Source organism: Enterobacter sp. 50793107 (assembly GCF_001463365.1).
GTDB classification, from domain to species: domain Bacteria; phylum Pseudomonadota; class Gammaproteobacteria; order Enterobacterales; family Enterobacteriaceae; genus Enterobacter; species Enterobacter cloacae.
This window is the reverse complement of the sequence record NZ_LNII01000067.1, coordinates 1-22,766: the sequence shown is the minus strand read 5'-3', so window position 1 is coordinate 22,766 and position 22,766 is coordinate 1. Positions and strand designations below refer to the sequence as shown.

Here is a 22,766-nt window from a genome sequence, read left to right as displayed (position 1 = left end):
GCTGGGGTGAGGGATAAAACGTTAACGTTTCGGCATAAACTGCCTGAACAATTCGCGGCTCTTCAGGGGTTTGCCCCCAAGATACGGCTTGAGCGCAATCCGGGTAAAGCGTTTTGCTGCACGAAGGGTATCCTGGTCCGGAAATTCGCGCTCATACAGCGCCCGGAGCTGGCGTCCGGTAAAGGTGTTGTTATCAATCACGACGCTGGCGATAAACCCTTTTTCTTCCCGATACCGGTAGGTCATCCCGTCTTCGACCTCGTCTCCACTCCCCGCACAATGCAGAAAATCGACGCCATATCCCAGGTGACCCAGCAGCGCCAGCTCGAAACGGCGCAGGGCGGGTTCAGGCGAACCGGTTGCGCCAGCAAGGGCCTGGATACAGTGCAGATAATCGAAGAAAAGTTCAGAGAAGCGAGTCTCATGTTCAAGAACGCGTGAAATGAGTTCATTGACGTACAGACCGCTGTAAAGCGTGATGCCAGAAAGGGGAAGCGCCAGAGAGACGGCTTCAGCGCTGCGCAGGGTTTTGACTTCCCCTCGCCCGCCAAAGCGGACCAGCAGCGGCGTAAAGGGCTGTAAGGCGCCTTTGAGGTTGGAACGTTTGGAACGTGCGCCTTTTGCAACAAGGCGCACGCGACCCGACTCTTCCGTGAAGACGTCCAGCATCAGGCTGGTTTCGCTCCAGGGACGACTATGCAGAACAAAAGCGCGCTGCCAGCCTTCCATTTGCGCGTCGTCTTGGTTTACTGATCTTCGCCGTAACCGAGGCTGCGCAGAGCACGCTCATCATCGGCCCAGCCAGATTTCACTTTCACCCACAGCTCCAGGTGAACCGGTGCTTCAAACATCTCCTGCATGTCTTTACGGGCTTCGATACCGATGGTTTTGATCTTGGCGCCTTTGTTGCCAATGACCATCTTCTTCTGCCCTTCACGCTCAACGAGGATCAGACCATTGATGTCGTAACCGCCACGCTCGTTACTCTGGAAACGCTCGATCTCGACCGTCACGGAGTACGGCAATTCTGCGCCAAGGAAACGCATCAGCTTTTCGCGGATGATTTCAGAAGCCATAAAGCGCTGAGAACGATCGGTGATGTAATCTTCCGGGAAGTGGTGAGTCGCTTCCGGCAGATGCTTACGCACGATACCGGCGATGGTATCCACGTTCAGACCGGTCTCTGCAGACAGCGGAACGATGTCGAGGAAGTTCATCTGGCTACCCAGCCACTGCAGGTGCGGCAGCAGATCGGCTTTTTCCTGTACGTTATCCACTTTGTTGACCGCGAGGATCACCGGCGTTTTACCGTCACGCAGCTTGTTCAGGACCATTTCGTCGTCCGGCGTCCAGCGGGTGCCTTCCACAACGAAAATAACCAGCTCCACGTCACCAATCGAGCTGCTCGCCGCTTTGTTCATCAGGCGGTTAATGGCACGCTTCTCTTCCATGTGCAGGCCAGGGGTATCGACGTAGATCGCCTGATACGCGCCTTCAGTATGGATACCGACAATGCGATGACGCGTGGTCTGTGCCTTACGCGAGGTGATCGAAATCTTCTGCCCAAGCAGATTATTCAGCAGGGTGGATTTACCCACGTTCGGACGTCCGACGATGGCAATAAATCCGCAATAGGTTTTTTCTTCGCTCATTCCAGCTCCAGCATTTTTAACGCCTGTTCGGCGGCAGCCTGTTCAGCCTTACGACGGCTTGAACCTGTGCCCACCACCGGTTCACTCAGGCCACTGACCTGGCAATGGATGGTAAATTCCTGATCGTGCGCTTCACCACGCACCTGCACCACCAGATAAGATGGCAGCGGGAGGTGACGACCCTGCAAATATTCCTGCAAACGCGTTTTCGGATCTTTTTGTTTATCGCCCGGACTGATTTCATCCAGACGGGTCTGATACCAGTTCAGGATCAGTTTTTCTACGGTCTGGATATCGCTGTCCAGGAACACGCCACCGATTAATGCCTCAACCGTATCGGCAAGAATAGATTCACGACGGAAGCCGCCGCTTTTCAGTTCACCCGGCCCAAGACGCAGACATTCGCCCAGTTCAAATTCGCGTGCGATTTCCGCAAGGGTGTTACCCCTTACCAGCGTGGCGCGCATGCGGCTCATATCACCTTCATCCACACGCGGGAAACGATGATAAAGCGCATTAGCAATCACGAAACTCAAAATAGAGTCACCTAAAAATTCGAGGCGCTCATTGTGTTTGCTGCTGGCACTGCGATGGGTTAATGCCTGTTGCAACAGCTCCTGATGATGAAAAGTGTAGCCCAGCTTCCGTTGAAGCCGATTAATTACGATGGGGTTCATGCGATACCAATAAATGAATGCGTCAAAAATGCAGCACACGAAACCGACCTGAGAAAACCAACGCGGTTTCGTGTGCCGTGGCACCCTTGCAGGGCCAACCTTAAACTTCGGGGGAATATTCTATACACAACGACAGGGGATGTCGTTAGTTCGAAGAGATTTATCGCTGAAATAATTCACGTAGCCGCTAATTAAAGCGACTACGTGTTCAATTATTGAGAATTAATGGATCCCGCCAATACGATTCAGGCGTACCCCGGTCGGCCATTCGCCTTCCTGTTTCTCGAAACTCATCCAGATTGCGGTTGCTTTACCCACCAGATTCGCTTCCGGCACAAAGCCCCAGTAACGGCTGTCCGCGGAGTTATCGCGGTTATCGCCCATCATGAAGTACTGTCCCGGCGGTACGATCCAGGTGGCCAGCTGCTGACCTGGCTGTTTGTAATACATCCCGACCTGATCCTGCGCAATTGGCACGGTCAGGATCCGGTGCGTCACATCACCCAGCGTCTCTTTACGTTCGACCAGACGAATACCGTTCTCTTTGGTTTCATCTTTCGGCACCTGGAAGAAACCGTTGGTCGCTTCGCCGCCGTTACGACGGGCAAAGGTCTGCACAAAATCACTTGGCTCAACGTTTGAGTAGGTGATTGGCAGCGCGTTTTCACAGGCGGTACCGGAGCTGCAGCCAGGCTGAACGGTCACTTCTTTGGCAACCGGATCGTAGGTGACTTTATCACCCGGCAGACCCACCGCGCGCTTGATGTAGTCAAGGCGTGGATCGTCCGGGTATTTAAACACCACAATGTCGCCACGTTTCGGATGGCCCGTTTCGATCAGCGTTTTCTGGTAGATCGGATCTTTAATGCCATAGGCAAACTTCTCGACCAGAATAAAATCACCAATCAGCAGCGTTGGCATCATGGAGCCTGACGGGATCTGGAAGGGCTCGTAAATAAACGAACGCACCACCAGCACAATCGCCAGCACCGGGAATACCGATGCCCCGGTCTCCAGCCAGCCCGGTTTCGGGCCAACTTTCTTCAGGGTTTTCGCATCAAGCCCATCACCTGTGGCTGCCTGCGCGGCAGCCTGACGTTCACGGCGTTTTGGGGCGAAAATAAACTTATCCAGACACCACAACAGACCTGTCACCAGGGTAGCGATGACCAGGATCAGGGCAAACATGTTCGCCATGCCAACTCCTTAGGGTTATTTGCCGTCTTTACCAACATGCAGAATGGCAAGGAATGCTTCCTGCGGCAGTTCGACGTTACCGACCTGCTTCATACGCTTCTTACCTTCTTTCTGCTTCTGGAGCAGCTTTTTCTTACGGCTGACGTCACCGCCATAGCATTTCGCCAGAACGTTTTTACGCAGCTGTTTCACGGTAGAGCGGGCGATAATGTGGTTGCCGATGGCCGCCTGAATCGCGATATCAAACTGCTGACGCGGGATCAGATCTTTCATCTTCTCAACCAGCTCACGGCCACGGTACGGTGCATTGTCGTTGTGGGTGATCAGGGCCAGCGCATCAACACGTTCGCCGTTGATCAGCACGTCCACACGTACCATGTTCGAAGCCTGGAAGCGTTTGAAGTTGTAATCCAGTGACGCATAGCCACGAGACGTAGACTTCAGACGGTCGAAGAAGTCGAGAACCACTTCCGCCATTGGGATTTCGTAGGTCAGCGCGACCTGGTTACCGTGGTAAACCATGTTGGTCTGAACGCCACGTTTCTCCACGCACAGCGTGATAACGTTACCCAGATATTCCTGCGGCAGCAGCATATGACACTCTGCGATTGGCTCACGCAACTCATCGATGTTGTTCAGCGGCGGCAGCTTGGACGGGCTGTCGACGTAGACAATCTCTTTGTTGGTGGTCTGCACTTCGTACACTACGGTCGGCGCGGTGGTGATCAGATCCAGATCGTATTCACGCTCCAGACGTTCCTGAATGATCTCCATGTGCAGCAGACCAAGGAAGCCGCAGCGGAAGCCGAAGCCGAGCGCCGTGGAGCTTTCTGGCTCGTAGAACAGCGAGGCATCGTTCAGGCTCAGCTTGCCGAGCGCATCACGGAAGTTCTCGTAGTCGTCAGAGCTGACCGGGAACAGGCCGGCATAAACCTGTGGTTTCACCTTTTTAAAGCCTGGCAGCGCTTTTTCTGCCGGGTTACGCGCGCCGGTCAGGGTATCGCCCACTGGCGCACCGAGAATGTCTTTAATGGCACAAACCAGCCAACCCACCTCGCCGCATTTCAGCTCGGTACGGTCAACCTGTTTTGGTGTGAAGATCCCGAGACGGTCTGCGTTATAGACCTGGCCGGTACTCATCACCTTAATTTTGTCGCCTTTACGCATGGTGCCGTTTTTAATACGCACCAGCGAGACAACGCCCAGATAGTTATCGAACCAGGAGTCGATAATCAGCGCCTGCAGTGGGGCATCCGGGTCACCTTCTGGTGGCGGAATATCACGCACCAGACGTTCCAGCACATCGGTAACGCCCACGCCGGTTTTGGCCGAGCAACGCACGGCATCGGTCGCGTCAATTCCGACGATATCTTCAATCTCTTCCGCCACGCGCTCAGGGTCAGCGGCTGGAAGGTCGATCTTGTTCAGAACCGGCACCACCTCGAGATCCATTTCCATCGCCGTGTAGCAGTTTGCCAGGGTCTGGGCTTCTACGCCCTGCCCCGCATCCACCACCAGCAGCGCGCCTTCACAGGCTGCCAGCGAGCGAGAAACTTCATAGGAGAAGTCAACGTGGCCTGGGGTGTCGATAAAGTTCAGTTGGTAGGTTTCACCATCAGCCGCCTTGTAATCGAGCGTGACGCTCTGCGCTTTAATGGTGATACCACGTTCGCGTTCCAGGTCCATGGAGTCCAGAACCTGGGCTTCCATTTCACGATCAGACAGGCCACCGCAAATCTGGATAATACGGTCAGACAGCGTCGACTTACCGTGGTCAATGTGAGCAATGATCGAAAAGTTACGTATGTTCTTCATATAGTTAAATAATTATGCCTTACGAATTCCTGGAGGCCGCTGTTCTTAGCCTGACGTTTTTCAGTGCGAAAACGCAGCATTCTACACTACATCTCCGTTACCTGGAAATGCACTTAGCGCCAGGTATAGCGTGAAGAAATGGCGTTTTCTTTTTTAAGATGTAAATGATGATAAAGCCCGATGGATCACCGGGCCTCAGAGGAGAGCGTCTCAACACGAAGTTGGTCTGGTGCCAGCCCTACGCTGAGAATAACAGGCTGCCACGCTTCGCGGGCTGCGAGCCTTGGGGAGAAACCTTTGGCAAGCCAGAAACCACCCATACCTCCCAATGCAGCGCCGCACATGGCCGCCGCATCGGTACCAAACAGCATCTGAAACACGCCGCCCATCACAAAGAGCCCCACCAGCGGGGAGAGATAAACCAGCATTGCGGAACCCAGCAGGCTGCCTTCGGCAATGCCCAGTTCCACCTTCTGTCCTGCCACCAGCGGTTGATCACTTGGCACGGAAAGCGTGTGCGAGGTTTGCGGCCCGAGCTTATTTAGCACGCGGCTGCCGCAACCCGCCCGGGATGCACAACTGTTACAGGAGGCCTTTACATCACAGCTTACCAGCGCAACACCGTCCTGCCATGATACAACCGTAGCCCACTCTTTAATCATTGTGCAGCCCTGAATTTGATGCTGTCAGAAATACGCTTCGCCGTTTGCGGGGGTAATTCGCCGACGATGGTGATCTCCGCGTTGTCGCGTACCGTGGTACTGACTGTTCGACGTCCGGTACGCAGCATTTGTTCGGCACTGTTTGCCGTCGCGCGATTGATGTTCACCGAGAAGCTGAACAAGCCATCGGAGTAGAGGCGCGATTCAACCGGCGTTTCAATGGTAGGCAGTTGTCGGCGGCTGCTTGATACTTCCGTAAAGCCTTGCGGGATCCAGGAAGGAACCCAGTTGAAATTCACGGAATCGCCCGCCGGAACAGAAAGCAGCGGCGGCAGGCTGGCTTTCGCCAGATTCTGCATGCTATTACCCACCTGATTATTAACGCTAAAGGAGATAACGCGGAACTGTTCCAGCGTTTCGCCATCGCGATCAAGCAGGTCTACACGCATTGGAAGCTTGGTTTCGGCATCAATCCAGACAATGTAGCTGTAACGCGTCCCGTCGCGGGCGACAACGCGGATCACTTCACACAATCTGTCAGCGATGCGCGTACGCCCTACCGAAATAAAATCGTAGTAAGGGGCAAGGCGCTTGAAGTCGGTGTAGATGAGCGATGGCAGAGAATCAACGATATAGTCGCCATTGAGGGTAAAAGGCTCCAGGCCTGGCTCGAAATAGCTGATTTCGTTACCACGCTGAACCACTTCCCGACGCGGGCCATCCATCTGTAAAAGTTGCGCGAGCGGCTGATTATCAAGACGGGCATGGCGATAGCGTAACGACTCGACGCCCTGCTTATTGATGCTGATAAATGCCAACTCGTAATTGAGTGACTGGCTGGCCAGATTCATTTGCTGCAACAACGCCCCGGATGAAACATCAGCCGAGGCGTTGGCAGAGAAGAACAGGCTACCCGCCATCAGAGACATGGCGAACCAAAGTTGCTTCATTACTGCGATTGCGTTCCTAAAGTTTGGTTTCCTGGCACCTGCACAGCAGCCTGCTGGGTTTGTGCCTGCTCAAACTGAAGCTGTTCTGAGTGCAGACGACGCTGCAACTCATAATCCTGCAACATCGCATTAATGCGACGGCGCTGCTCCTGAACCTGCTGTTGCTGACCGCCACTGGCGGAGGCATCAGCCGGTACACCCAAACTTACCGGGCTGGCTTTGCCCATCATCGGCAGTGTATTGAACACTGGCGCTTCTGGCTGCTGATTAGTTTCAGACTGAGTATTATAGTGCTGGACGCCAACGATAACTGCAAGCGATACGCATGCCGCCACACCCATTTGGGTAAGTTGACTGGCCCACGGACGCACCTTCTGCCAGAACGGCATTTTCTGCCACTGGTGTGGTGCAGGTTGAGCTTCAGGAATCAGCGGAGTGGTCTGATGAACAGGCTCATTCTCAATAGCCGCCATCACGCGGGCTGAGATATCGAAATGGATAACCTCGCTGGTGTCACCACGAAGGGTGTCACGGATGAGATGGTAACTCTCCCAGGTCTCTTGCATTTCGGGAGAATGAGACAACTCATTGAGCAGCTCACTATCCAGCGTTTCACCATCCATTAAAGCGGAAAGTTTTTCTTTCTGCATGCCTAATACCTTTTCCAGTATCCCGCTATCGTCAACGCCTGATAAGCGGTTGAACTTTATTATCAATAGCTTCTCGCGCACGGAAAATTCGTGAACGTACCGTGCCGACCGGACAATCCATGATAGCGGCTATCTCTTCATAGCTCAGACCATCAAGCTCCCGTAACGTAATTGCCATGCGTAAATCTTCCGGGAGCGACTCGATCGTGCGAAAAACAATTTGTCTCAGTTCTTCTGACAACATTAAGTTCTCAGGGTTCGAAATTTCTTTCAGCGCACCGCCACTTTCGAAGTTTTCGGCGTCGATTGCGTCCACATCACTTGAAGGCGGACGACGGCCCTGAGCGACCAGATAATTCTTTGCCGTATTGACCGCAATACGGTACAGCCAGGTATAAAAAGCACTATCTCCCCGGAACGAGTCCAGCGCGCGATAGGCCTTAATAAAAGACTCTTGTACAACATCAGGCACATCACCTGACGGTACATAGCGGGAAACCAGACTCGCCACCTTATGCTGGTAGCGCACCACCAGTAGGTTAAAGGCTTTCTGATCTCCCTTCTGGACCCGTTCAACCAGGACCTGGTCCGTTAACTGCTCGCTCATCCGAGGTAATGTCTCCCCAAACCAAAATTCCACGCGTTATCGAAACGCCACTCTACAAATCCCGCACTTTTGAGCAAACACCGAGTTGGAGTGTCTATTCTTCAATAAGTTCCGTAACGCCTTTGTTTTTGTTCATCGCGTCACAGACTGTTTATTTTCTCTCATTATAAGTCTGTTCACGATACATACCCACTTTCTGACTTCAAACATCTCTTATCCGGTCAGAAGAGTAACGCAACCCAGGCTTTATTTCACCACAAAATCTGACGCTAACGACCTGCTTCGCAAAATATTTTCCTTCTTTTACATGCCGGAAATCCGCGCATGCGCGTTTAGTCACTGCAACTGAGAATAAAAAAAACGTGCGATATCTCGCACTGAGGTGCTATTCTGCCCAAACACTGTTTAGTAAATTAAACAAAAATCATGAACACAACACCTGAACTACATTGTGATGTACTGATCATCGGTAGCGGTGCGGCAGGACTCTCGCTGGCGCTGCGTCTGGCTGAGCATCAGAGCGTAATTGTTCTGAGTAAAGGACCGATGAGCGAAGGCTCCACATTTTATGCCCAGGGCGGAATTGCCGCCGTGTTTGATGAAACAGACAGCATTGCGTCACACGTCGAAGATACGTTGATTGCCGGAGCCGGGATCGTCGATGAACATGCTGCGGAATTTGTCGCCAGCAATGCGCGTCACTGCGTCCAGTGGCTTATTGACCAGGGTGTACTGTTTGATACTCAGGTTCAGCCAAACGGCGAAGAGAGTTACCACCTTACCCGCGAAGGCGGACACAGCCACCGCCGGATCCTGCACGCTGCAGATGCCACCGGTAAAGCGGTGGAAACCACCCTGGTCAGCAAGGCGCTCAGCCATCCTAATATTCGGGTGCTTGAGCGCAGTAATGCCGTTGACCTGATTATTTCTGACAAAATTGGCCTGCCGGGCACGCGCCGGGTGGTGGGGGCCTGGGTCTGGAATCGTAATAAAGAAAAGGTCGAAACCTGTCAGGCGAAAGCCGTGGTGCTGGCAACAGGTGGCGCCTCCAAAGTATATCAATACACCACCAACCCGGACATTGCCTCTGGTGATGGTATCGCCATGGCCTGGCGCGCCGGGTGTCGTGTTGCCAATCTTGAGTTCAACCAGTTTCATCCAACCGCACTGTTCCATCCGCAGGCGCGCAATTTCCTGCTGACGGAAGCCCTGCGCGGTGAAGGCGCGTATCTGAAGCGCCCGGACGGCTCACGTTTTATGCCGGACTTTGACCCGCGAGGCGAGCTCGCACCGCGTGATATCGTCGCCCGCGCTATCGATCACGAGATGAAACGTCTTGGCGTGGATTGCATGTATCTGGATATCAGCCACAAACCGGCTGAGTTTGTCCGTCAGCATTTCCCGATGATTTATGAAAAGCTGCTCAGCCTTGGGATTGATCTGACGCGCGACCCGGTACCGATTGTGCCAGCCGCTCACTATACCTGTGGTGGCGTCATGGTTGACGATCATGGCCGTACGGACGTGGATGGTCTGTATGCCATCGGCGAGGTGAGCTATACCGGGCTGCATGGCGCGAACCGCATGGCATCCAATTCGTTGCTGGAGTGTCTGGTTTACGGCTGGTCCGCAGCGGTGGATATAACCAAACGCATGCCGTATGCCCGCCACGCTGAGCACTTACCAGCCTGGGATGAGAGCCGCGTGGAAAACCCGGATGAGCTGGTTGTGATCCAGCATAACTGGCATGAGCTTCGGCTATTTATGTGGGACTACGTTGGCATTGTACGCACGACGAAGCGTCTTGAGCGAGCCTTACGCCGTATCACCATGCTACAGCAGGAAATTGATGAGTATTATGCCAATTTCCGCGTTTCCAACAATCTGCTGGAGCTGCGTAACCTGGTGCAGGTTGCCGAGTTGATTGTTCGCTGCGCGATGATGCGTAAAGAAAGTCGGGGTTTACACTACACCCTGGACTATCCCGACACGCTGCCTGAATCCGGCCCGTCGGTTCTCTCCCCGCAGCGTCACATAAACAGATAAAATGCCTGGGTCAGCGCAGTGTAATCTTCGGAGTAACGCTGGTCTGGCCCACGGATAACCATCCTGTCGTTAAAACATTCACCCTCTTTTGGCGAAAGCGCCAGCAAGACCCGGTGTGGTAAACGCCCTTCCGTATCCGAGATATCGGTACGCAGCCGCAAGTTCCAGCCCATCTCCCGTGCGATCTCAATAAAGGTATTGCCGGTGCTTTCGGGAAGTACCACGCAGAAGAACCCTTCTTCGGAAATTAAATTCGCCGCGCTGGTTAACAGGGCTTTATGATCGAGCGAACCGGTATAGCGAGCCTGTTCGCGCTCAGGCGTACCGCACTCCACGCCGGGCGCGTAGTATGGAGGGTTACTGACGATCAAATCATAACGCGCCGTTTGCTCTGGTGCCCAGGCCAGTACGTCCGCGCATTCAACTTTTATTCGGGTTGCCCAGGGGGATTCGAGCGCATTTTCACTCGCCTGCCCTGCTGCCTGTGCATCCAGTTCAACCGCATCAATGGTGACATGCTCATCCGTGCGCTGAGCCAGCATTAATGCCAGCAGACCACTGCCGGTGCCAATATCCAGAATGCGCATAACCCCTGCGACAGGCGCCCACGCTCCCAGTAGAATACCGTCTGTACCGACTTTCATGGCACAGCGATCGTGAGCAACAAAAAATTGTTTAAACGTAAAACCATCGCGGCGCAATTGCGCTTTGAGTTGAGACATGTCAGAGCAACCTTCTAAGTGAAACTGGAGTAGCATAGGGGAAAGCGAAGTGGCCGAAAAGCGATATCCATACAAACAGATGAAGATTACAGCCGTAACGTCTATAATCAGCGCCCCACACAGAGGTAGAACATGACTGTAACGACTTTTTCCGAACTTGAACTCGATGAAAGCCTGCTCAATGCACTTGAGAGCAAAGGCTTTACACGCCCGACCGCCATTCAGGCAGCGGCCATTCCGCCTGCGCTTGAGGGCCGCGATGTGCTCGGTTCTGCGCCAACCGGCACGGGGAAAACAGCAGCCTACTTGCTGCCTGTGTTGCAGCACCTGCTCGATTTTCCTCGTAAAAAATCAGGCCCGCCGCGTATTTTGATCCTGACGCCTACCCGTGAACTGGCTATGCAGGTTGCCGATCACGCACGCGAACTGGCAGCGAATACCCATCTGGATATCGCCACAATCACCGGCGGCGTTGCGTATATGAACCACGCCGAAGTGTTCAGTGAAAACCAGGATATCGTCGTTGCGACGACAGGCCGTCTGCTGCAATACATTAAAGAAGAGAACTTTGACTGCCGCGCGGTAGAAACCCTGATTCTGGACGAAGCCGACCGTATGCTGGACATGGGCTTCGCGCAGGATATCGAACACATCGCCGGCGAGACGCGCTGGCGCAACCAGACAATGCTCTTCTCTGCCACCCTCGAAGGGGACGCGATCAAAGACTTCGCAGAGCGCCTGCTGGAAGATCCGGTGGAAGTGTCGGCAACGCCTTCTACCCGTGAACGCAAGAAGATCCATCAGTGGTACTATCGCGCGGACAACCTTGAGCACAAGGTTGAATTGCTCAAGCACCTGCTGAAGCAGGAAGAGGCCACCCGCACTATCGTCTTTGTGCGTAAGCGCGAGCGTGTGCATGAGCTGGCTGAAATGCTGCGTAATGCCGGGATTAACAACTGCTACCTCGAAGGCGAGATGGCACAGATCAAACGTACCGAAGGCATTAAGCGTCTGACCGATGGCCGCGTTAACGTGCTGGTGGCAACAGATGTTGCTGCTCGCGGGATTGACATTCCGGACGTCAGCCATGTGATCAACTTCGATATGCCGCGCAGCGGTGATACCTATCTGCACCGCATCGGCCGTACCGGCCGCGCCGGGCGTAAAGGTACAGCGATCTCCCTGGTTGAAGCGCACGACCATCTGCTGCTGCAGAAAATTGGTCGCTATATCGACGAGCCGCTGAAATCCCGCGTTGTCGATGGCCTGCGCCCAACCACGCGTGCACCGAGTGAAAAAATGACGGGCAAACCGTCTAAAAAAGCACTGGCGAAACGTGCGGAGAGAAAAGAGAAAGAAAAAGAGAAGCCGCGCGTGAAGCAGCGTCATCGCGATACCAAGAATATTGGTAAACGCCGTAAGCCAAGCGGTACTGCGTCAGAAGCGAAAACTGAAGAGTAAAAAAAAGCCGGGAAATATCCCGGCTTTTTGTTCCACCCCCGTGGCTAAAAACCTTACAGGCTTTCAGTAAAGGTACGCGCGATAACGTCGCGCTGCTGTTCCGGGGTCAAGGAGTTGAAACGCACCGCGTAGCCAGACACACGAATAGTCAGCTGTGGGTATTTTTCAGGATGCTTAACCGCATCTTCCAGCGTTTCGCGACGCAGTACGTTCACGTTCAGATGCTGACCACCTTCAACACGCACTTCAGGTTTCACTTCCATTGGGATTTCGCGGTATTCAATTTCGCCCAGCTTATTAACTGGAACGATTTCATCTTCCGCAAAACCCGCTTTTGCTACCACACAGCGTGCTTCGTTTTTCTCGCTGTCCAGCAGCCAGAAAGAGTTGAGCAGATCGTCGTTTGCAGCTTTAGTAATCTGGATACCTGTAATCATGTGTTGCCTCCCTTAGGCTACATTAACTGGTGTCGGCCTTTCGCGGCCAATTGGTAAAACCATTGTTTCTTGTGTGTATATATATCATTCACACCCCAGTGATTTATTGATTTAAATCAACAAAATCACCAACCACACAAAGAGTGTGGTCTGGTTTTATTGTTTCAGATCAATTTCCCAGCCTTACCAATTCAAATCAATCTGTAATTTTTCAACCATAATTTAAGGAGTTACGGCTAATTTCCGCATGGAATTTTGCACCGCAGGATTTAGCGGTTAAGCTAGGCGCAGAATGAGATTCGCAGGAGAGCGAGATGACGACACCGCTGACATGGCACGATGTGCTGGCAGAAGAGAAACAGCAGCCCTATTTTATCAACACTCTCAGTACCGTTGCGGCAGAGCGGCAGTCTGGCCAGACGATTTATCCGCCCCAGAAAGACGTGTTTAACGCGTTTCGCTATACCGAACTGAGCGATGTCAAAGTGGTGATCCTGGGTCAGGATCCTTACCACGGCCCTGGTCAGGCTCATGGGCTGGCCTTCTCTGTGCGCCCGGGCGTGGCTATCCCCCCTTCTCTGCTGAACATGTATAAAGAGCTTGAAGGAACGATCCCGGGTTTTACCCGGCCCAATCATGGTTACCTGGAAAGCTGGGCGCGCCAGGGCGTGCTGTTACTGAATACTGTCTTAACCGTACGAGCAGGTCAGGCGCACTCTCACGCCAGCCTTGGGTGGGAAACCTTTACGGATAAAGTCATCAGTCTTATCAATGAACATCGTGAGGGGGTAGTGTTTTTACTGTGGGGATCGCATGCGCAGAAGAAAGGGGCGATTATTGACCGTCAGCGTCATCACGTGTTGAAAGCGCCACACCCGTCTCCGCTGTCAGCCCATCGTGGTTTCTTTGGCTGTAATCATTTTGTTCTGGCGAATGAGTGGCTGGAAAAACGTGGCGAAACGCCGATTGACTGGATGCCCGTGTTACCGGCAGAAAGCGAGTAGGAAATGAATGTGCCGGGCTGGCCCGGCACATAAAAAGCTTATGCTTTGTTCTGACGCCACCACTCCGCCAGCAGTACGCCGGTCGCGACGGAAACGTTCAGACTTTCCACATTGCCCGTCCCGTCAATAGAGACGCTCAGATCCGCACTCGAGAGTGCCGCGTCTGACAGACCATCACGTTCCTGACCTAACACCAGCACCATCTTTCGCGGCAGCGTCGCTTTAAACAGCGGCGTACCGGCATGGCTGGAGGTCGTCACAATGGAATAGCCCGCTTTACGGAACTGCTCGATGGCATCCAGAACGCTGTCGCCGGTGATCGGCTGAACGTGCTCGGCACCGCCTTCCGCAGTACGGATCGCAGCACCGGATTCCAGCAGCGCAGCATCCTGCAGCAGTACCCCTTTAACGCCGAAGTGCGCGCAGCTGCGCATCATCGCACCCAGGTTATGCGGGTTACCCACATCTTCCAGCGCCAGCACGCAGTCATCGGCACCGGCCTGGCTGACCCACTGTTGCACCGTTGTGCCGTTGCGTTTTTTGATCAGGAAGCAGACACCACCGTGGTGTTCGGTGCCTGACGCTTTCGTCAACTCGGCATCATCAACCACATGGTAGGCTTTACGGTTTGCCGCCATCCAGCGCAGGGCTTCTTTGAAGCGAGGGGTGACGCTCTGGATAAACCATGCACGAACGATACACTCAGGGCGGCTCTGGAACAGAGCCTGACAGGCGTTTTCGCCATACACGCGTGTCTCTTCCGCACGCTGACGGCGCAGCACTTCCGGATCGATAAAGCTTTTACCGCTGATGCCGCCGTGATCGGCTTTTTCAGGCGTCTCATCGCCAGGCGCGCGGGACACGGTACGCCATGGTGACGACCCCTCACGTGCAAAATCATCGCGTTTGCGATCGTCACGCTTGCGGTCATCACGTTTGCGGTCATCACCGCGGTTGTTTCTGTCATCGCGGGCGGGGCGACGGCCACCGTCTGCACGAGAGGACGCCGGACGCCCGCCACCTTTTCCGGTACGCGGATTTTGGGTGCGTTTATCAGAGTCATCATCACTGCGGACATACATCACTTTGACCTTGCCGCTTTTATTTTTCATTTCGTCGTTCATGCTTTTCTCCACCAGCGCTGCGCGAAGCGCGCAGATTACCCGATGTGCAAGCGCATAGCCATAATTTCGTACAAAAGCCTGTGACTATTGTTCTCATTGAATAAAACGCATTGTCGTTTCAAACAGGCTCATTGATAATATGTAACATATTAGAAACATTATCGGCATACTGCCGCTGTCCCATGGTTCTATCAGAGGTTAGTTATGAATACCGTATGTGCCAACTGTCAGGCTCTTAACCGCATTCCGGACGATCGGATCGAGGATGGTGCGAAATGCGGGCGTTGTGGCCATGAGTTGTTTGATGGCGATGTGATTAACGCTACAGGTGCTACGCTGGACAAACTCCTCAAGGACGATCTTCCGGTGGTTGTCGATTTCTGGGCACCATGGTGTGGCCCGTGCCGTAACTTCGCGCCAATCTTTGAAGATGTCGCCGAAGAGCGCAGCGGGAAGATGCGTTTTGTGAAGGTGAATACGGAGGCAGAACGCGAGCTCAGCGCCCGTTTTCGTATTCGTAGCATTCCGACCATCATGATTTTCAAAAATGGTGAAGTCATCGACATGCTCAACGGCGCGGTACCCAAAGCGCCGTTCGAGAGCTGGTTGAACGAGTCGCTGTAACATTCACGGGGCACATCTTGTGCCCCGTTCCCGCCTCTGCGAAAATGGGGTTTTTCCAGCCCTTTCGCCCATGACTGATAACGCTGTACTTCAATTACGCGCCGAACGCCTTGCCCGCGCGACTCGCCCTTTTCTCGCTCGTGGCAACCGCATCCGTCGCTGCCAGCGCTGCCTGCTGCCGCTAAAAGTGTGCCTGTGCGACACGCTGGTACCGGCCACGGCGGAAAGCCGTTTTTGCCTGGTCATGTTTGATACCGAACCGATGAAACCCAGCAATACGGGCCGTCTGATCGCCGATATTCTGCCTGATACGGCCGCGTTTCAGTGGTCGCGAACGGAGCCTCCTCAGGCCCTGCTCGACTTAGTGGCAAGCCCGGACTATCAGCCGATGGTCGTTTTCCCCGCCTCCTATGCAGGCGCCGACCGTCAGGTACTGTCAGCCCCACCATCCGGAAAACCACCGCTGTTTATTATGCTGGATGGCACCTGGACAGAAGCGCGGAAAATGTTCCGTAAAAGTCCTTACCTTGACGCGCTGCCGATCATTTCTGTCGACCTCTCTCGCGTATCGGCCTACCGCTTACGTGAAGCCCATGCCGAGGGACAATACTGCACCGCCGAAGTGGCGATCGCACTGCTGGATTTAGCGGGTGATACCGAGGCGGCTGCCGCGCTGGGCAGCCATTTCTCCCGTTTTCGCGAACGCTATCTGGCGGGAAAAACCGTTCATAAGGGCAGTGTCACAGCAACCGGGACAGAAAACGTTTAAAATCATCAGGTCGCTTGCATTCACAGGAGGCCTGCATGAGCCAGCGAGGGTTAGAAGCGCTACTACGTCCTAAATCCATAGCCGTTATCGGCGCATCAATGAAACCGGATCGCGCTGGCTATCTGATGATGCGCAACCTGCTGGCTGGCGGATTTAATGGCCCCGTTATGCCCGTTACACCGGCCTATAAGGCCGTTCAGGGGGTGCTTGCGTGGCCTGATGTGCAGAGCCTGCCTTTCGTACCCGATTTGGCCGTACTTTGTACAAATGCGAAACGTAACCCGGAACTGCTGGAATCGCTCGGCAAGAAAGGGTGTAAGACCTGTATTATCCTCTCATCTCCTCCTGAACAGCAGCCTGAGCTTCTGGCGTGCGCCAGCCGCTATCAAATGCGTATTCTCGGGCCGAACAGTCTGGGGCTGCTCGCCCCCTGGCAAGGACTGAATGCCAGCTTTTCTCCAGTGCCGATCCGTAAAGGCAAACTTGCTTTTATTTCGCAGTCGGCTGCGGTATCCAACACGATCCTTGACTGGGCGCAGCAGCGTGAGATGGGGTTCTCCTACTTCATCGCCCTGGGTGACAGCCTGGATATCGACGTGGATGAACTGCTGGATTTTCTGGCGCGTGACAGCAAAACCAGTGCGATCCTGCTTTATCTTGAACACCTTAGCGACGCCCGTCGTTTTGTGTCGGCATCGCGCAGTGCGTCACGTAATAAACCCATCCTGGTCATCAAGAGCGGACGCAGCCCTGCAGCACAGAGCCTGCTGCATTCCCACTCCGGGATGGATCCCGCCTGGGATGCGGCTATCCAGCGCGCGGGTTTACTGCGGGTACAGGACACGCACGAACTTTTTTCCGCCGTCGAGACGTTGAGTCATATGCGTCCGTTGCGTGGAGAGAAATTAATGATCGTCAGTAACGGCGCAGCTCCGGCGGCGCTGGCGCTGGACGAACTGTGGTTACGTAATGGCAAGCTGGCCACGCTCGGTGAAGAGACGCTTCAGCGCCTGAGAGAGGCTTTACCCATCAGCGTTGCCCCCGGGAACCCCCTTGATTTACGCGATGATGCCAGTAGCGATCGCTATATCAAAGCCATTTCTATTTTGCTGGATAGTCAGGATTTCGATGCGCTGATGATTATCCACTCCCCCAGCGCGGTCGCTCCTGGCAGTGAGAGCGCGCGAGCCCTCATTGAAGCAGTGCGTAACCATCCGCGTGGTAAATACGTCACTCTGCTCACCAACTGGTGCGGTGAATTTTCCTCTCAGGAGGCACGGCGACTGTTCAGCGAAGCGGGGTTGCCAACGTACCGTACCCCGGAAGGGACTATTACCGCCTTTATGCATATGGTGGAGTACCGTCGTAACCAGAAACAGTTACGTGAAACTCCAGCATTGCCCGGCAATCTGACGGCAAATTCCGTCGACGTTCACCGGCTGTTGCAACAGGCTATCGATGAAGGAGCGACATCGCTGGACACTCACGAAGTGCAACCCATTCTTGGTAGCTATGGGATGCAGACGCTGCCAACCTGGATCGCCAGCGACAGCGCGGAAGCAGTACATATTGCCGAACAGATAGGCTATCCAGTCGCCCTTAAGCTTCGCTCACCGGATATTCCCCACAAGTCCGATGTGCAGGGGGTAATGCTGTATCTTCGAACCGCGGCTGAAGTTCAGCAAGCGGCAGATGCTATTTTCGACCGCGTAAAAATGGCCTGGCCTCAGGCCAGAATCCACGGACTGCTGGTGCAAAGCATGGCGAACCGCGCGGGCGCACAGGAATTGCGGGTGGTTGTTGAGCACGATCCGGTTTTTGGCCCGCTCATCATGCTGGGAGAAGGTGGCGTGGAATGGCGCCCTGAAGAACAAGCCGTGGTGGCCTTACCGCCGCTGAACATGAACCTTGCTCGCTATCTGATTATTCAGGCCATCAAAAGCAAAAAAATCCGTGGCCGGAGCGCCCTGCGTCCGCTCGACATTGCGGGGTTAAGCCAGTTCCTGGTACAGGTCTCAAACCTGATAGTCGATTGCGCGGAGATCCAGCGGCTGGACATTCATCCTCTGCTCGCCTCCGGCAATGAGTTCACGGCGCTGGACGTCACCCTGGATATCGCGCCATTCGAAGGCGACAGAGAGAGCCGCCTGGCGATCCGTCCTTATCCTCTGCAACTGGAAGAGTGGGTGGAGATGAAGAACGGTGAGCGTTCGCTGTTTCGCCCCATTTTGCCGGAAGACGAACCGCAACTGCGGACGTTTATCTCTCAGGTCACGAAAGAGGATCTTTACTATCGCTACTTCAGCGAAATCAACGAATTTACCCATGATGATTTAGCCAATATGACCCAGATCGACTACGATCGTGAAATGGCCTTTGTCGCCGTTCGTCGTTCCGAAAACGGTGATGAGATCCTTGGCGTGACGCGTGCTATTTCAGATCCGGATAACGTCGACGCGGAGTTTGCCGTACTGGTGCGCTCCGATCTTAAAGGCTTGGGCCTTGGGCGGCGGCTACTGGAAAAACTCATCAGTTATACGCGCGATCACGGATTGTTACGCCTGAATGGCATTACTATGCCAAACAATCGCGGTATGGTGACCCTGGCGCGAAAACTCGGTTTTGATGTTGATATTCAGCTGGACGAGGGGATTGTTGCCCTCTCCCTCACTCTGAAATCGCCGGATAAACCCGAGTAAGCTACTGGAAATGTTACCCACTTTGGACGGGACTGGTGGTATCATTGTCCGCTTATGTTGTTTGCATGGTACAGACAACCCTTCAATGAACAGAGAAGAAACGCACTGTGATGTTGTCAAAATTTAAGCGTAATAAACATCAACAACACCTTGCTCAACTACCGAAGATTTCTCAGTCAGTTGATGATGTAGAGTTCTTTTACGCTCCCGCTCATTTTCGGGAGACGCTTCTGGAAAAGATTGCCAGCGCCACGCGACGCATTTGCATTGTGGCACTCTATCTTGAACAAGATGAAGGTGGCCGCGCGATCCTGAACGCGCTCTACGAAGCCAAGCGTCAGCGTCCTGAACTGGATGTTCGCGTGCTGGTTGACTGGCACCGCGCTCAGCGTGGCCGCATTGGCGCTGCTGCTTCAAATACAAACGCAGACTGGTATTGCCGCACGGCGCAGGAAAATCCTGGCGTTGATGTCCCTGTTTACGGGGTGCCGGTGAATACCCGTGAAGCGCTTGGCGTACTCCATTTCAAAGGGTTCATCATCGATGACAGCGTGCTTTATAGTGGCGCGAGTCTGAATGATGTTTACCTTCATCAGCTCGATAAGTATCGCTACGACCGCTACCATCTGATCCGTAATTCGCAGATGGCCGACATCATGTTTAACTGGGTGGATAAGCATCTGGTACATGGCCGTGGTGTGAATCGCCTTGACGATCCTCATCGCCCGAAAAGCCCGGAAATCAAAAACGACGTTCGCGCGTTCCGCCAGGAGCTGCGCGATGCGGTTTATCATTTCCAGGGCGATGCAAACAACGAAGAGTTGTCCGTTACACCTCTGGTGGGCTTAGGCAAATCCAGCCTGCTGAACAAAACGATTTTCCATCTGATGCCGTGCGCAGAGCAGAAGCTCACTATCTGTACGCCGTACTTTAACCTTCCCGCCGTGCTGGTGCGCAATATCATTCAGCTGCTGCGCGACGGTAAAAAAGTGGAAATTATTGTCGGTGATAAAACGGCTAATGACTTTTTCATTCCTGAAGATCAACCCTTCAAAATCATCGGCGCCCTGCCCTACCTTTATGAGATTAACCTGCGTCGTTTCCTCAGTCGCTTACAGTATTACGTAAACACCGACCAGCTGGTGGTGCGTCTCTGGAAAGATGAAGATAACAGCTATCATCTCAAAGGAATGTGGGTTGATGATGAATGGATGCTGCTGACCGGCAACAACCTGAACCCTCGTGCCTGGCGTCTGGATCTGGAAAACGCAATTCTGATCCACGATCCACAACATGAGCTGGCCGCGCAGCGTGAACGTGAACTGGAACTTATTCGTACACATACGACGGTGGTTCGTCATTACCGCGAGCTACAGAGCATTGCCGATTATCCGGTGAAGGTTCGTAAGCTTATTCGCCGTTTGCGTCGCATCCGTATCGATCGTCTTATCAGCCGTATTCTGTAATATCCAGGCCCTGCCACCCGCAGGGCTTTTTTATGGAGCTGTTGATGCGTCTTCTTCTGTTAGTCATGACCCTCTGTTTAACCGGCTGTAGCCATATGGCGAACGATAGTTGGTCCGGCCAGGATAAAGCGCAACACTTCCTCGCATCCGCGATGTTGTCCGCTGCCGGTAATGAGTACGCCCAGCACCAGGGGTATAGCCGGGATCGTAGTGCGGCAATCGGCCTGATGTTCTCAGTCAGTCTTGGGGCATCTAAAGAATTATGGGATAGCCGCCCCTCAGGGAGCGGCTGGAGCTGGAAAGATTTTGCCTGGGATGTTGCCGGTGCCACGACCGGCTATGCCGTGTGGCAGATGGCGCATTATTAAAGACGAATACCTTTCCCTTTGCGATGCAGCATCAGGGATACGATAAAGGCCAGCGCCCCCATGATCGTCACATACCAGAAGAATGTCGTTTCGCTTCCCCATGATTTCAGGGACAGCGCAACGTACTCCGCCGAACCACCAAACAGGGCATTGGCGACCGCATAAGAAAGCCCTACTCCCAAAGCACGCACCTGTGCCGGGAACATCTCGGCCTTGAGTATTCCGCTGATCGAGGTGTAGAAACTCACAATCACCATCGCCAGCATCACCAGAGCAAATGCGGCATAAGGTGATGAGACGTGCTGAAGCGCGGTTAAAATGGGGACGGTACATAAGGCGGACATACCACCAAAAATCAACATCGATGTGCGACGGCCGATCTTATCTGAGAGCGCACCGATTAGCGGCTGTATCAGCATAAAGACGAACAGCGCGGCGGTCATGATGACGCTGGCGACGTTGGCGTGCATTCCCGTAGTATTCACCAGATACTTTTGCATGTAGGTGGTAAAAGTATAAAAACTGAGTGAACCACCGGCGGTGAAACCGAGAACCATCAGGAAAGCTTTGCGGTTTCGCCACAGTCCTTTAAACGATCCCGCTTCCTTCAGCGCCCTGACCTCTTTTTGCGAGGTTTCGTCTAACTGACGGCGCAGCCAAAGCGCCACGATCGCCAGTGCAGCCCCCATCGCGAAAGGAATTCGCCATCCCCATTCATGAAGCTGGCTGTCTGTGAGGATCTGCTGCAGGATCACGACAACCAGAATGGCCAGCAGTTGACCGCCGATGAGCGTGACATACTGGAAAGAGGCGTAAAAACCCTTCCGACCTTCAAGTGCAATTTCACTCATGTACGTGGCGCTGGTGCCGTACTCTCCCCCAACGGAGAGTCCCTGGAATAAACGAGCCAGCAATAAAAGGGCGGGCGCCCAGGTTCCAATAGCGTCATACCCCGGCAGACAGGCGATGATAAGGGAACCAAAACACATCATGCAGACCGAGATCAGCATGGAGGTTTTACGCCCGCGACGGTCTGCGATACGGCCAAATAACCAGCCACCAATCGGCCGCATTAAGAATCCTGCTGCAAATACACCTGCCGTTTGCAGTAGCTGCGTTGTGGTGTTTCCTGACGGGAAGAAAATATGTGCGAAGTAAAGTGAACAGAATGAGTAGACGTAAAAGTCGAACCATTCAACCAGGTTACCGGATGAGGCACTAACAATTGCCCATACCCTTCTTCGGGTATCACTGGCAACCAGCGTCCCGTTCGATGTAATGCTTTCGGTCATTATGATTATACTCCTGCCATAAACAACGGCATGTTGAGCTCTGAAGGAACTCAATACCTTGTAAATTAAATGTTATTATTTTGTTATAAATAACATTGCGAGGGAGATCACAAATTTCGTTAGCAAGGTAAGTTCCGGAGAAAGCCCAGGAGGGGAATGGTGCGGTCTGATGCCCTCTTCCGCAGGGAGAGGGTGAGAGTGAGGGAGAAAAACAAAAGCAAAAAACCCCGCACCTTACGGTACGGGGTTCTTCTTATTTGATGCCTGGCAGTTCCCTACTCTCACATGGGGAGACCCCACACTACCATCGGCGCTACGGCGTTTCACTTCTGAGTTCGGCATGGGGTCAGGTGGGACCACCGCGCTAAAGCCGCCAGGCAAATTCTGTTAATCTGTATCAGGCTGAAAATCGTCTCTCTTCGCCAAAACACCTTCGGCGTTGTAAGGTTAAGCCTCACGGTTCATTAGTATCGGTTAGCTCAACGCATCGCTGCGCTTACACACCCGACCTATCAACGTCGTCGTCTTCAACGTTCCTTCAGGA

General features: G+C 53.7%; 22 protein-coding genes, 2 rRNA genes and 1 pseudogene. 9 read left to right on the top strand and 16 right to left on the bottom strand.

Annotated elements, in window-relative coordinates:
- Positions 1-21: 21 nt before the first annotated feature.
- The 10 genes from recO to rseD all read right to left on the bottom strand — a co-directional run bounded on the left by recO (position 22) and on the right by rseD (position 8,287).
- Positions 22-729, bottom strand: a complete 708-nt coding sequence (gene recO, locus APU11_RS09015; protein WP_013098316.1) for a DNA repair protein RecO — start codon at positions 727-729, stop codon at positions 22-24.
- 17 nt (positions 730-746) lie between these two features.
- Entirely contained in the window at positions 747-1,652 is a 906-nt protein-coding gene (gene era / locus APU11_RS09010; protein WP_013098317.1) for a GTPase Era, read from the bottom strand.
- The gene (gene rnc, locus APU11_RS09005) at positions 1,649-2,329 is read right to left on the bottom strand and encodes a ribonuclease III (protein WP_003860711.1); all 681 of its coding nucleotides are present in this window, start codon (positions 2,327-2,329) and stop codon (positions 1,649-1,651) included. Before rnc ends, era begins: the two co-directional genes overlap by 4 nt.
- A gap of 222 nt (positions 2,330-2,551) precedes the next feature.
- Positions 2,552-3,526: a signal peptidase I gene (lepB, locus tag APU11_RS09000; protein ID WP_013098319.1), complete on the bottom strand. Its 975-nt coding sequence runs from the start codon at positions 3,524-3,526 to the stop codon at positions 2,552-2,554.
- A 15-nt stretch (positions 3,527-3,541) separates the two neighbouring features.
- Complete coding sequence (gene lepA / locus APU11_RS08995; RefSeq protein WP_013098320.1) at positions 3,542-5,341, bottom strand: translation elongation factor 4; 1,800 nt, start codon at positions 5,339-5,341, stop codon at positions 3,542-3,544.
- Positions 5,342-5,526: 185 nt separating this feature from the next.
- Positions 5,527-6,003: a SoxR-reducing system protein RseC gene (gene rseC / locus APU11_RS08990; protein WP_060578413.1), complete on the bottom strand. Its 477-nt coding sequence runs from the start codon at positions 6,001-6,003 to the stop codon at positions 5,527-5,529.
- Positions 6,000-6,953, bottom strand: coding sequence for a sigma-E factor regulatory protein RseB (gene rseB, locus APU11_RS08985; RefSeq protein WP_013098322.1), 954 nt, complete (start codon positions 6,951-6,953; stop codon positions 6,000-6,002). The genes rseC and rseB overlap by 4 nt, the downstream gene beginning before the upstream one ends.
- The gene (gene rseA, locus APU11_RS08980) at positions 6,953-7,603 is read right to left on the bottom strand and encodes an anti-sigma-E factor RseA (protein ID WP_023620106.1); all 651 of its coding nucleotides are present in this window, start codon (positions 7,601-7,603) and stop codon (positions 6,953-6,955) included. Before rseA ends, rseB begins: the two co-directional genes overlap by 1 nt.
- A 31-nt stretch (positions 7,604-7,634) precedes the next feature.
- The gene (gene rpoE, locus APU11_RS08975; RefSeq protein WP_006176728.1) at positions 7,635-8,210 is read right to left on the bottom strand and encodes an RNA polymerase sigma factor RpoE; all 576 of its coding nucleotides are present in this window, start codon (positions 8,208-8,210) and stop codon (positions 7,635-7,637) included.
- Positions 8,207-8,287, bottom strand: coding sequence for a rpoE leader peptide RseD (rseD, locus tag APU11_RS28360; protein WP_225368419.1), 81 nt, complete (start codon positions 8,285-8,287; stop codon positions 8,207-8,209). Before rseD ends, rpoE begins: the two co-directional genes overlap by 4 nt.
- 349 nt (positions 8,288-8,636) lie before the next feature.
- Between rseD and nadB the strand changes: the two genes are divergently transcribed.
- The gene (gene nadB / locus APU11_RS08970) at positions 8,637-10,256 is read left to right on the top strand and encodes an L-aspartate oxidase (protein ID WP_013098324.1); all 1,620 of its coding nucleotides are present in this window, start codon (positions 8,637-8,639) and stop codon (positions 10,254-10,256) included.
- On the opposite strand, the gene APU11_RS08965 is transcribed toward nadB, so the two are convergent.
- Positions 10,241-10,978, bottom strand: coding sequence for a tRNA1(Val) (adenine(37)-N6)-methyltransferase (locus APU11_RS08965; protein ID WP_058650756.1), 738 nt, complete (start codon positions 10,976-10,978; stop codon positions 10,241-10,243). The two genes, nadB and APU11_RS08965, sit on opposite strands and share 16 nt — an antisense overlap.
- A gap of 132 nt (positions 10,979-11,110) precedes the next feature.
- On the opposite strand from APU11_RS08965, the gene srmB reads away from it, so the two are divergent.
- A complete protein-coding gene (srmB, locus tag APU11_RS08960; RefSeq protein WP_013098326.1) occupies positions 11,111-12,439 on the top strand; it encodes an ATP-dependent RNA helicase SrmB in 1,329 nt (442 codons plus the stop codon).
- A gap of 53 nt (positions 12,440-12,492) precedes the next feature.
- Here srmB and grcA read toward each other — a convergent pair whose 3' ends face one another.
- Entirely contained in the window at positions 12,493-12,876 is a 384-nt protein-coding gene (gene grcA / locus APU11_RS08955; protein WP_013098327.1) for an autonomous glycyl radical cofactor GrcA, read from the bottom strand.
- Positions 12,877-13,190: 314 nt separating this feature from the next.
- Between grcA and ung the strand changes: the two genes are divergently transcribed.
- Positions 13,191-13,880, top strand: a complete 690-nt coding sequence (ung, locus tag APU11_RS08950) for a uracil-DNA glycosylase (protein WP_029882221.1) — start codon at positions 13,191-13,193, stop codon at positions 13,878-13,880.
- A gap of 38 nt (positions 13,881-13,918) precedes the next feature.
- Here ung and APU11_RS08945 read toward each other — a convergent pair whose 3' ends face one another.
- The gene (locus APU11_RS08945; RefSeq protein ID WP_023620103.1) at positions 13,919-15,004 is read right to left on the bottom strand and encodes a tRNA/rRNA methyltransferase; all 1,086 of its coding nucleotides are present in this window, start codon (positions 15,002-15,004) and stop codon (positions 13,919-13,921) included.
- 204 nt (positions 15,005-15,208) lie between these two features.
- Between APU11_RS08945 and trxC the strand changes: the two genes are divergently transcribed.
- The 6 genes and pseudogenes from trxC to APU11_RS08920 all read left to right on the top strand — a co-directional run bounded on the left by trxC (position 15,209) and on the right by APU11_RS08920 (position 20,930).
- A complete protein-coding gene (gene trxC, locus APU11_RS08940) occupies positions 15,209-15,628 on the top strand; it encodes a thioredoxin TrxC (protein WP_013098330.1) in 420 nt (139 codons plus the stop codon).
- A 70-nt stretch (positions 15,629-15,698) separates the two neighbouring features.
- Entirely contained in the window at positions 15,699-16,397 is a 699-nt protein-coding gene (tapT, locus tag APU11_RS08935) for a tRNA-uridine aminocarboxypropyltransferase (RefSeq protein ID WP_058650757.1), read from the top strand.
- Positions 16,398-16,432: 35 nt separating this feature from the next.
- Positions 16,433-19,096: a protein lysine acetyltransferase gene (pat, locus tag APU11_RS08930; RefSeq protein ID WP_013098332.1), complete on the top strand. Its 2,664-nt coding sequence runs from the start codon at positions 16,433-16,435 to the stop codon at positions 19,094-19,096.
- An 85-nt stretch (positions 19,097-19,181) separates the two neighbouring features.
- Positions 19,182-19,223 (top strand): annotated as a pseudogene (locus APU11_RS28810) (hypothetical protein).
- On the top strand, positions 19,207-20,562 hold the full coding sequence (gene pssA / locus APU11_RS08925; RefSeq protein WP_029882218.1) for a CDP-diacylglycerol--serine O-phosphatidyltransferase: 1,356 nt from the start codon (positions 19,207-19,209) through the stop codon (positions 20,560-20,562). The pseudogene APU11_RS28810 and the gene pssA overlap by 17 nt, the downstream one beginning before the upstream one ends.
- Before the next feature lie 44 nt (positions 20,563-20,606).
- Complete coding sequence (locus APU11_RS08920; protein ID WP_020685902.1) at positions 20,607-20,930, top strand: YfiM family lipoprotein; 324 nt, start codon at positions 20,607-20,609, stop codon at positions 20,928-20,930.
- Here APU11_RS08920 and APU11_RS08915 read toward each other — a convergent pair.
- From APU11_RS08915 to APU11_RS08905, 3 genes are all read right to left on the bottom strand, one after another.
- The gene (locus tag APU11_RS08915; protein ID WP_013098335.1) at positions 20,927-22,222 is read right to left on the bottom strand and encodes an MFS transporter; all 1,296 of its coding nucleotides are present in this window, start codon (positions 22,220-22,222) and stop codon (positions 20,927-20,929) included. The two genes, APU11_RS08920 and APU11_RS08915, sit on opposite strands and share 4 nt — an antisense overlap.
- Positions 22,223-22,484: 262 nt before the next feature.
- Positions 22,485-22,600: ribosomal RNA gene (gene rrf / locus APU11_RS08910) — 5S ribosomal RNA — on the bottom strand.
- A gap of 65 nt (positions 22,601-22,665) precedes the next feature.
- A 23S ribosomal RNA gene (locus APU11_RS08905) occupies positions 22,666-22,766 on the bottom strand; the annotation flags it as partial.

What these genes read in the sequence shown, in the direction of transcription:
- rseB (WP_013098322.1), bottom strand. Translation starts at nt 6,953, where the DNA reads ATGAAGCAACTTTGGTTCGCCATGTCTCTGATGGCGGGTAGCCTGTTC.
- srmB (WP_013098326.1), top strand. Translation starts at nt 11,111, where the DNA reads ATGACTGTAACGACTTTTTCCGAACTTGAACTCGATGAAAGCCTGCTC.
- APU11_RS08945 (WP_023620103.1), bottom strand. Translation starts at nt 15,004, where the DNA reads ATGAACGACGAAATGAAAAATAAAAGCGGCAAGGTCAAAGTGATGTAT.
- grcA (WP_013098327.1), bottom strand. Translation starts at nt 12,876, where the DNA reads ATGATTACAGGTATCCAGATTACTAAAGCTGCAAACGACGATCTGCTC.
- pssA (WP_029882218.1), top strand. Translation starts at nt 19,207, where the DNA reads ATGTTGTCAAAATTTAAGCGTAATAAACATCAACAACACCTTGCTCAA.
- rseA (WP_023620106.1), bottom strand. Translation starts at nt 7,603, where the DNA reads ATGCAGAAAGAAAAACTTTCCGCTTTAATGGATGGTGAAACGCTGGAT.
- era (WP_013098317.1), bottom strand. Translation starts at nt 1,652, where the DNA reads ATGAGCGAAGAAAAAACCTATTGCGGATTTATTGCCATCGTCGGACGT.
- APU11_RS08915 (WP_013098335.1), bottom strand. Translation starts at nt 22,222, where the DNA reads ATGACCGAAAGCATTACATCGAACGGGACGCTGGTTGCCAGTGATACC.
- recO (WP_013098316.1), bottom strand. Translation starts at nt 729, where the DNA reads ATGGAAGGCTGGCAGCGCGCTTTTGTTCTGCATAGTCGTCCCTGGAGC.
- tapT (WP_058650757.1), top strand. Translation starts at nt 15,699, where the DNA reads ATGACTGATAACGCTGTACTTCAATTACGCGCCGAACGCCTTGCCCGC.
- pat (WP_013098332.1), top strand. Translation starts at nt 16,433, where the DNA reads ATGAGCCAGCGAGGGTTAGAAGCGCTACTACGTCCTAAATCCATAGCC.
- nadB (WP_013098324.1), top strand. Translation starts at nt 8,637, where the DNA reads ATGAACACAACACCTGAACTACATTGTGATGTACTGATCATCGGTAGC.
- trxC (WP_013098330.1), top strand. Translation starts at nt 15,209, where the DNA reads ATGAATACCGTATGTGCCAACTGTCAGGCTCTTAACCGCATTCCGGAC.
- APU11_RS08965 (WP_058650756.1), bottom strand. Translation starts at nt 10,978, where the DNA reads ATGTCTCAACTCAAAGCGCAATTGCGCCGCGATGGTTTTACGTTTAAA.
- rseC (WP_060578413.1), bottom strand. Translation starts at nt 6,003, where the DNA reads ATGATTAAAGAGTGGGCTACGGTTGTATCATGGCAGGACGGTGTTGCG.
- lepB (WP_013098319.1), bottom strand. Translation starts at nt 3,526, where the DNA reads ATGGCGAACATGTTTGCCCTGATCCTGGTCATCGCTACCCTGGTGACA.
- ung (WP_029882221.1), top strand. Translation starts at nt 13,191, where the DNA reads ATGACGACACCGCTGACATGGCACGATGTGCTGGCAGAAGAGAAACAG.
- rnc (WP_003860711.1), bottom strand. Translation starts at nt 2,329, where the DNA reads ATGAACCCCATCGTAATTAATCGGCTTCAACGGAAGCTGGGCTACACT.
- lepA (WP_013098320.1), bottom strand. Translation starts at nt 5,341, where the DNA reads ATGAAGAACATACGTAACTTTTCGATCATTGCTCACATTGACCACGGT.
- APU11_RS08920 (WP_020685902.1), top strand. Translation starts at nt 20,607, where the DNA reads ATGCGTCTTCTTCTGTTAGTCATGACCCTCTGTTTAACCGGCTGTAGC.
- rpoE (WP_006176728.1), bottom strand. Translation starts at nt 8,210, where the DNA reads ATGAGCGAGCAGTTAACGGACCAGGTCCTGGTTGAACGGGTCCAGAAG.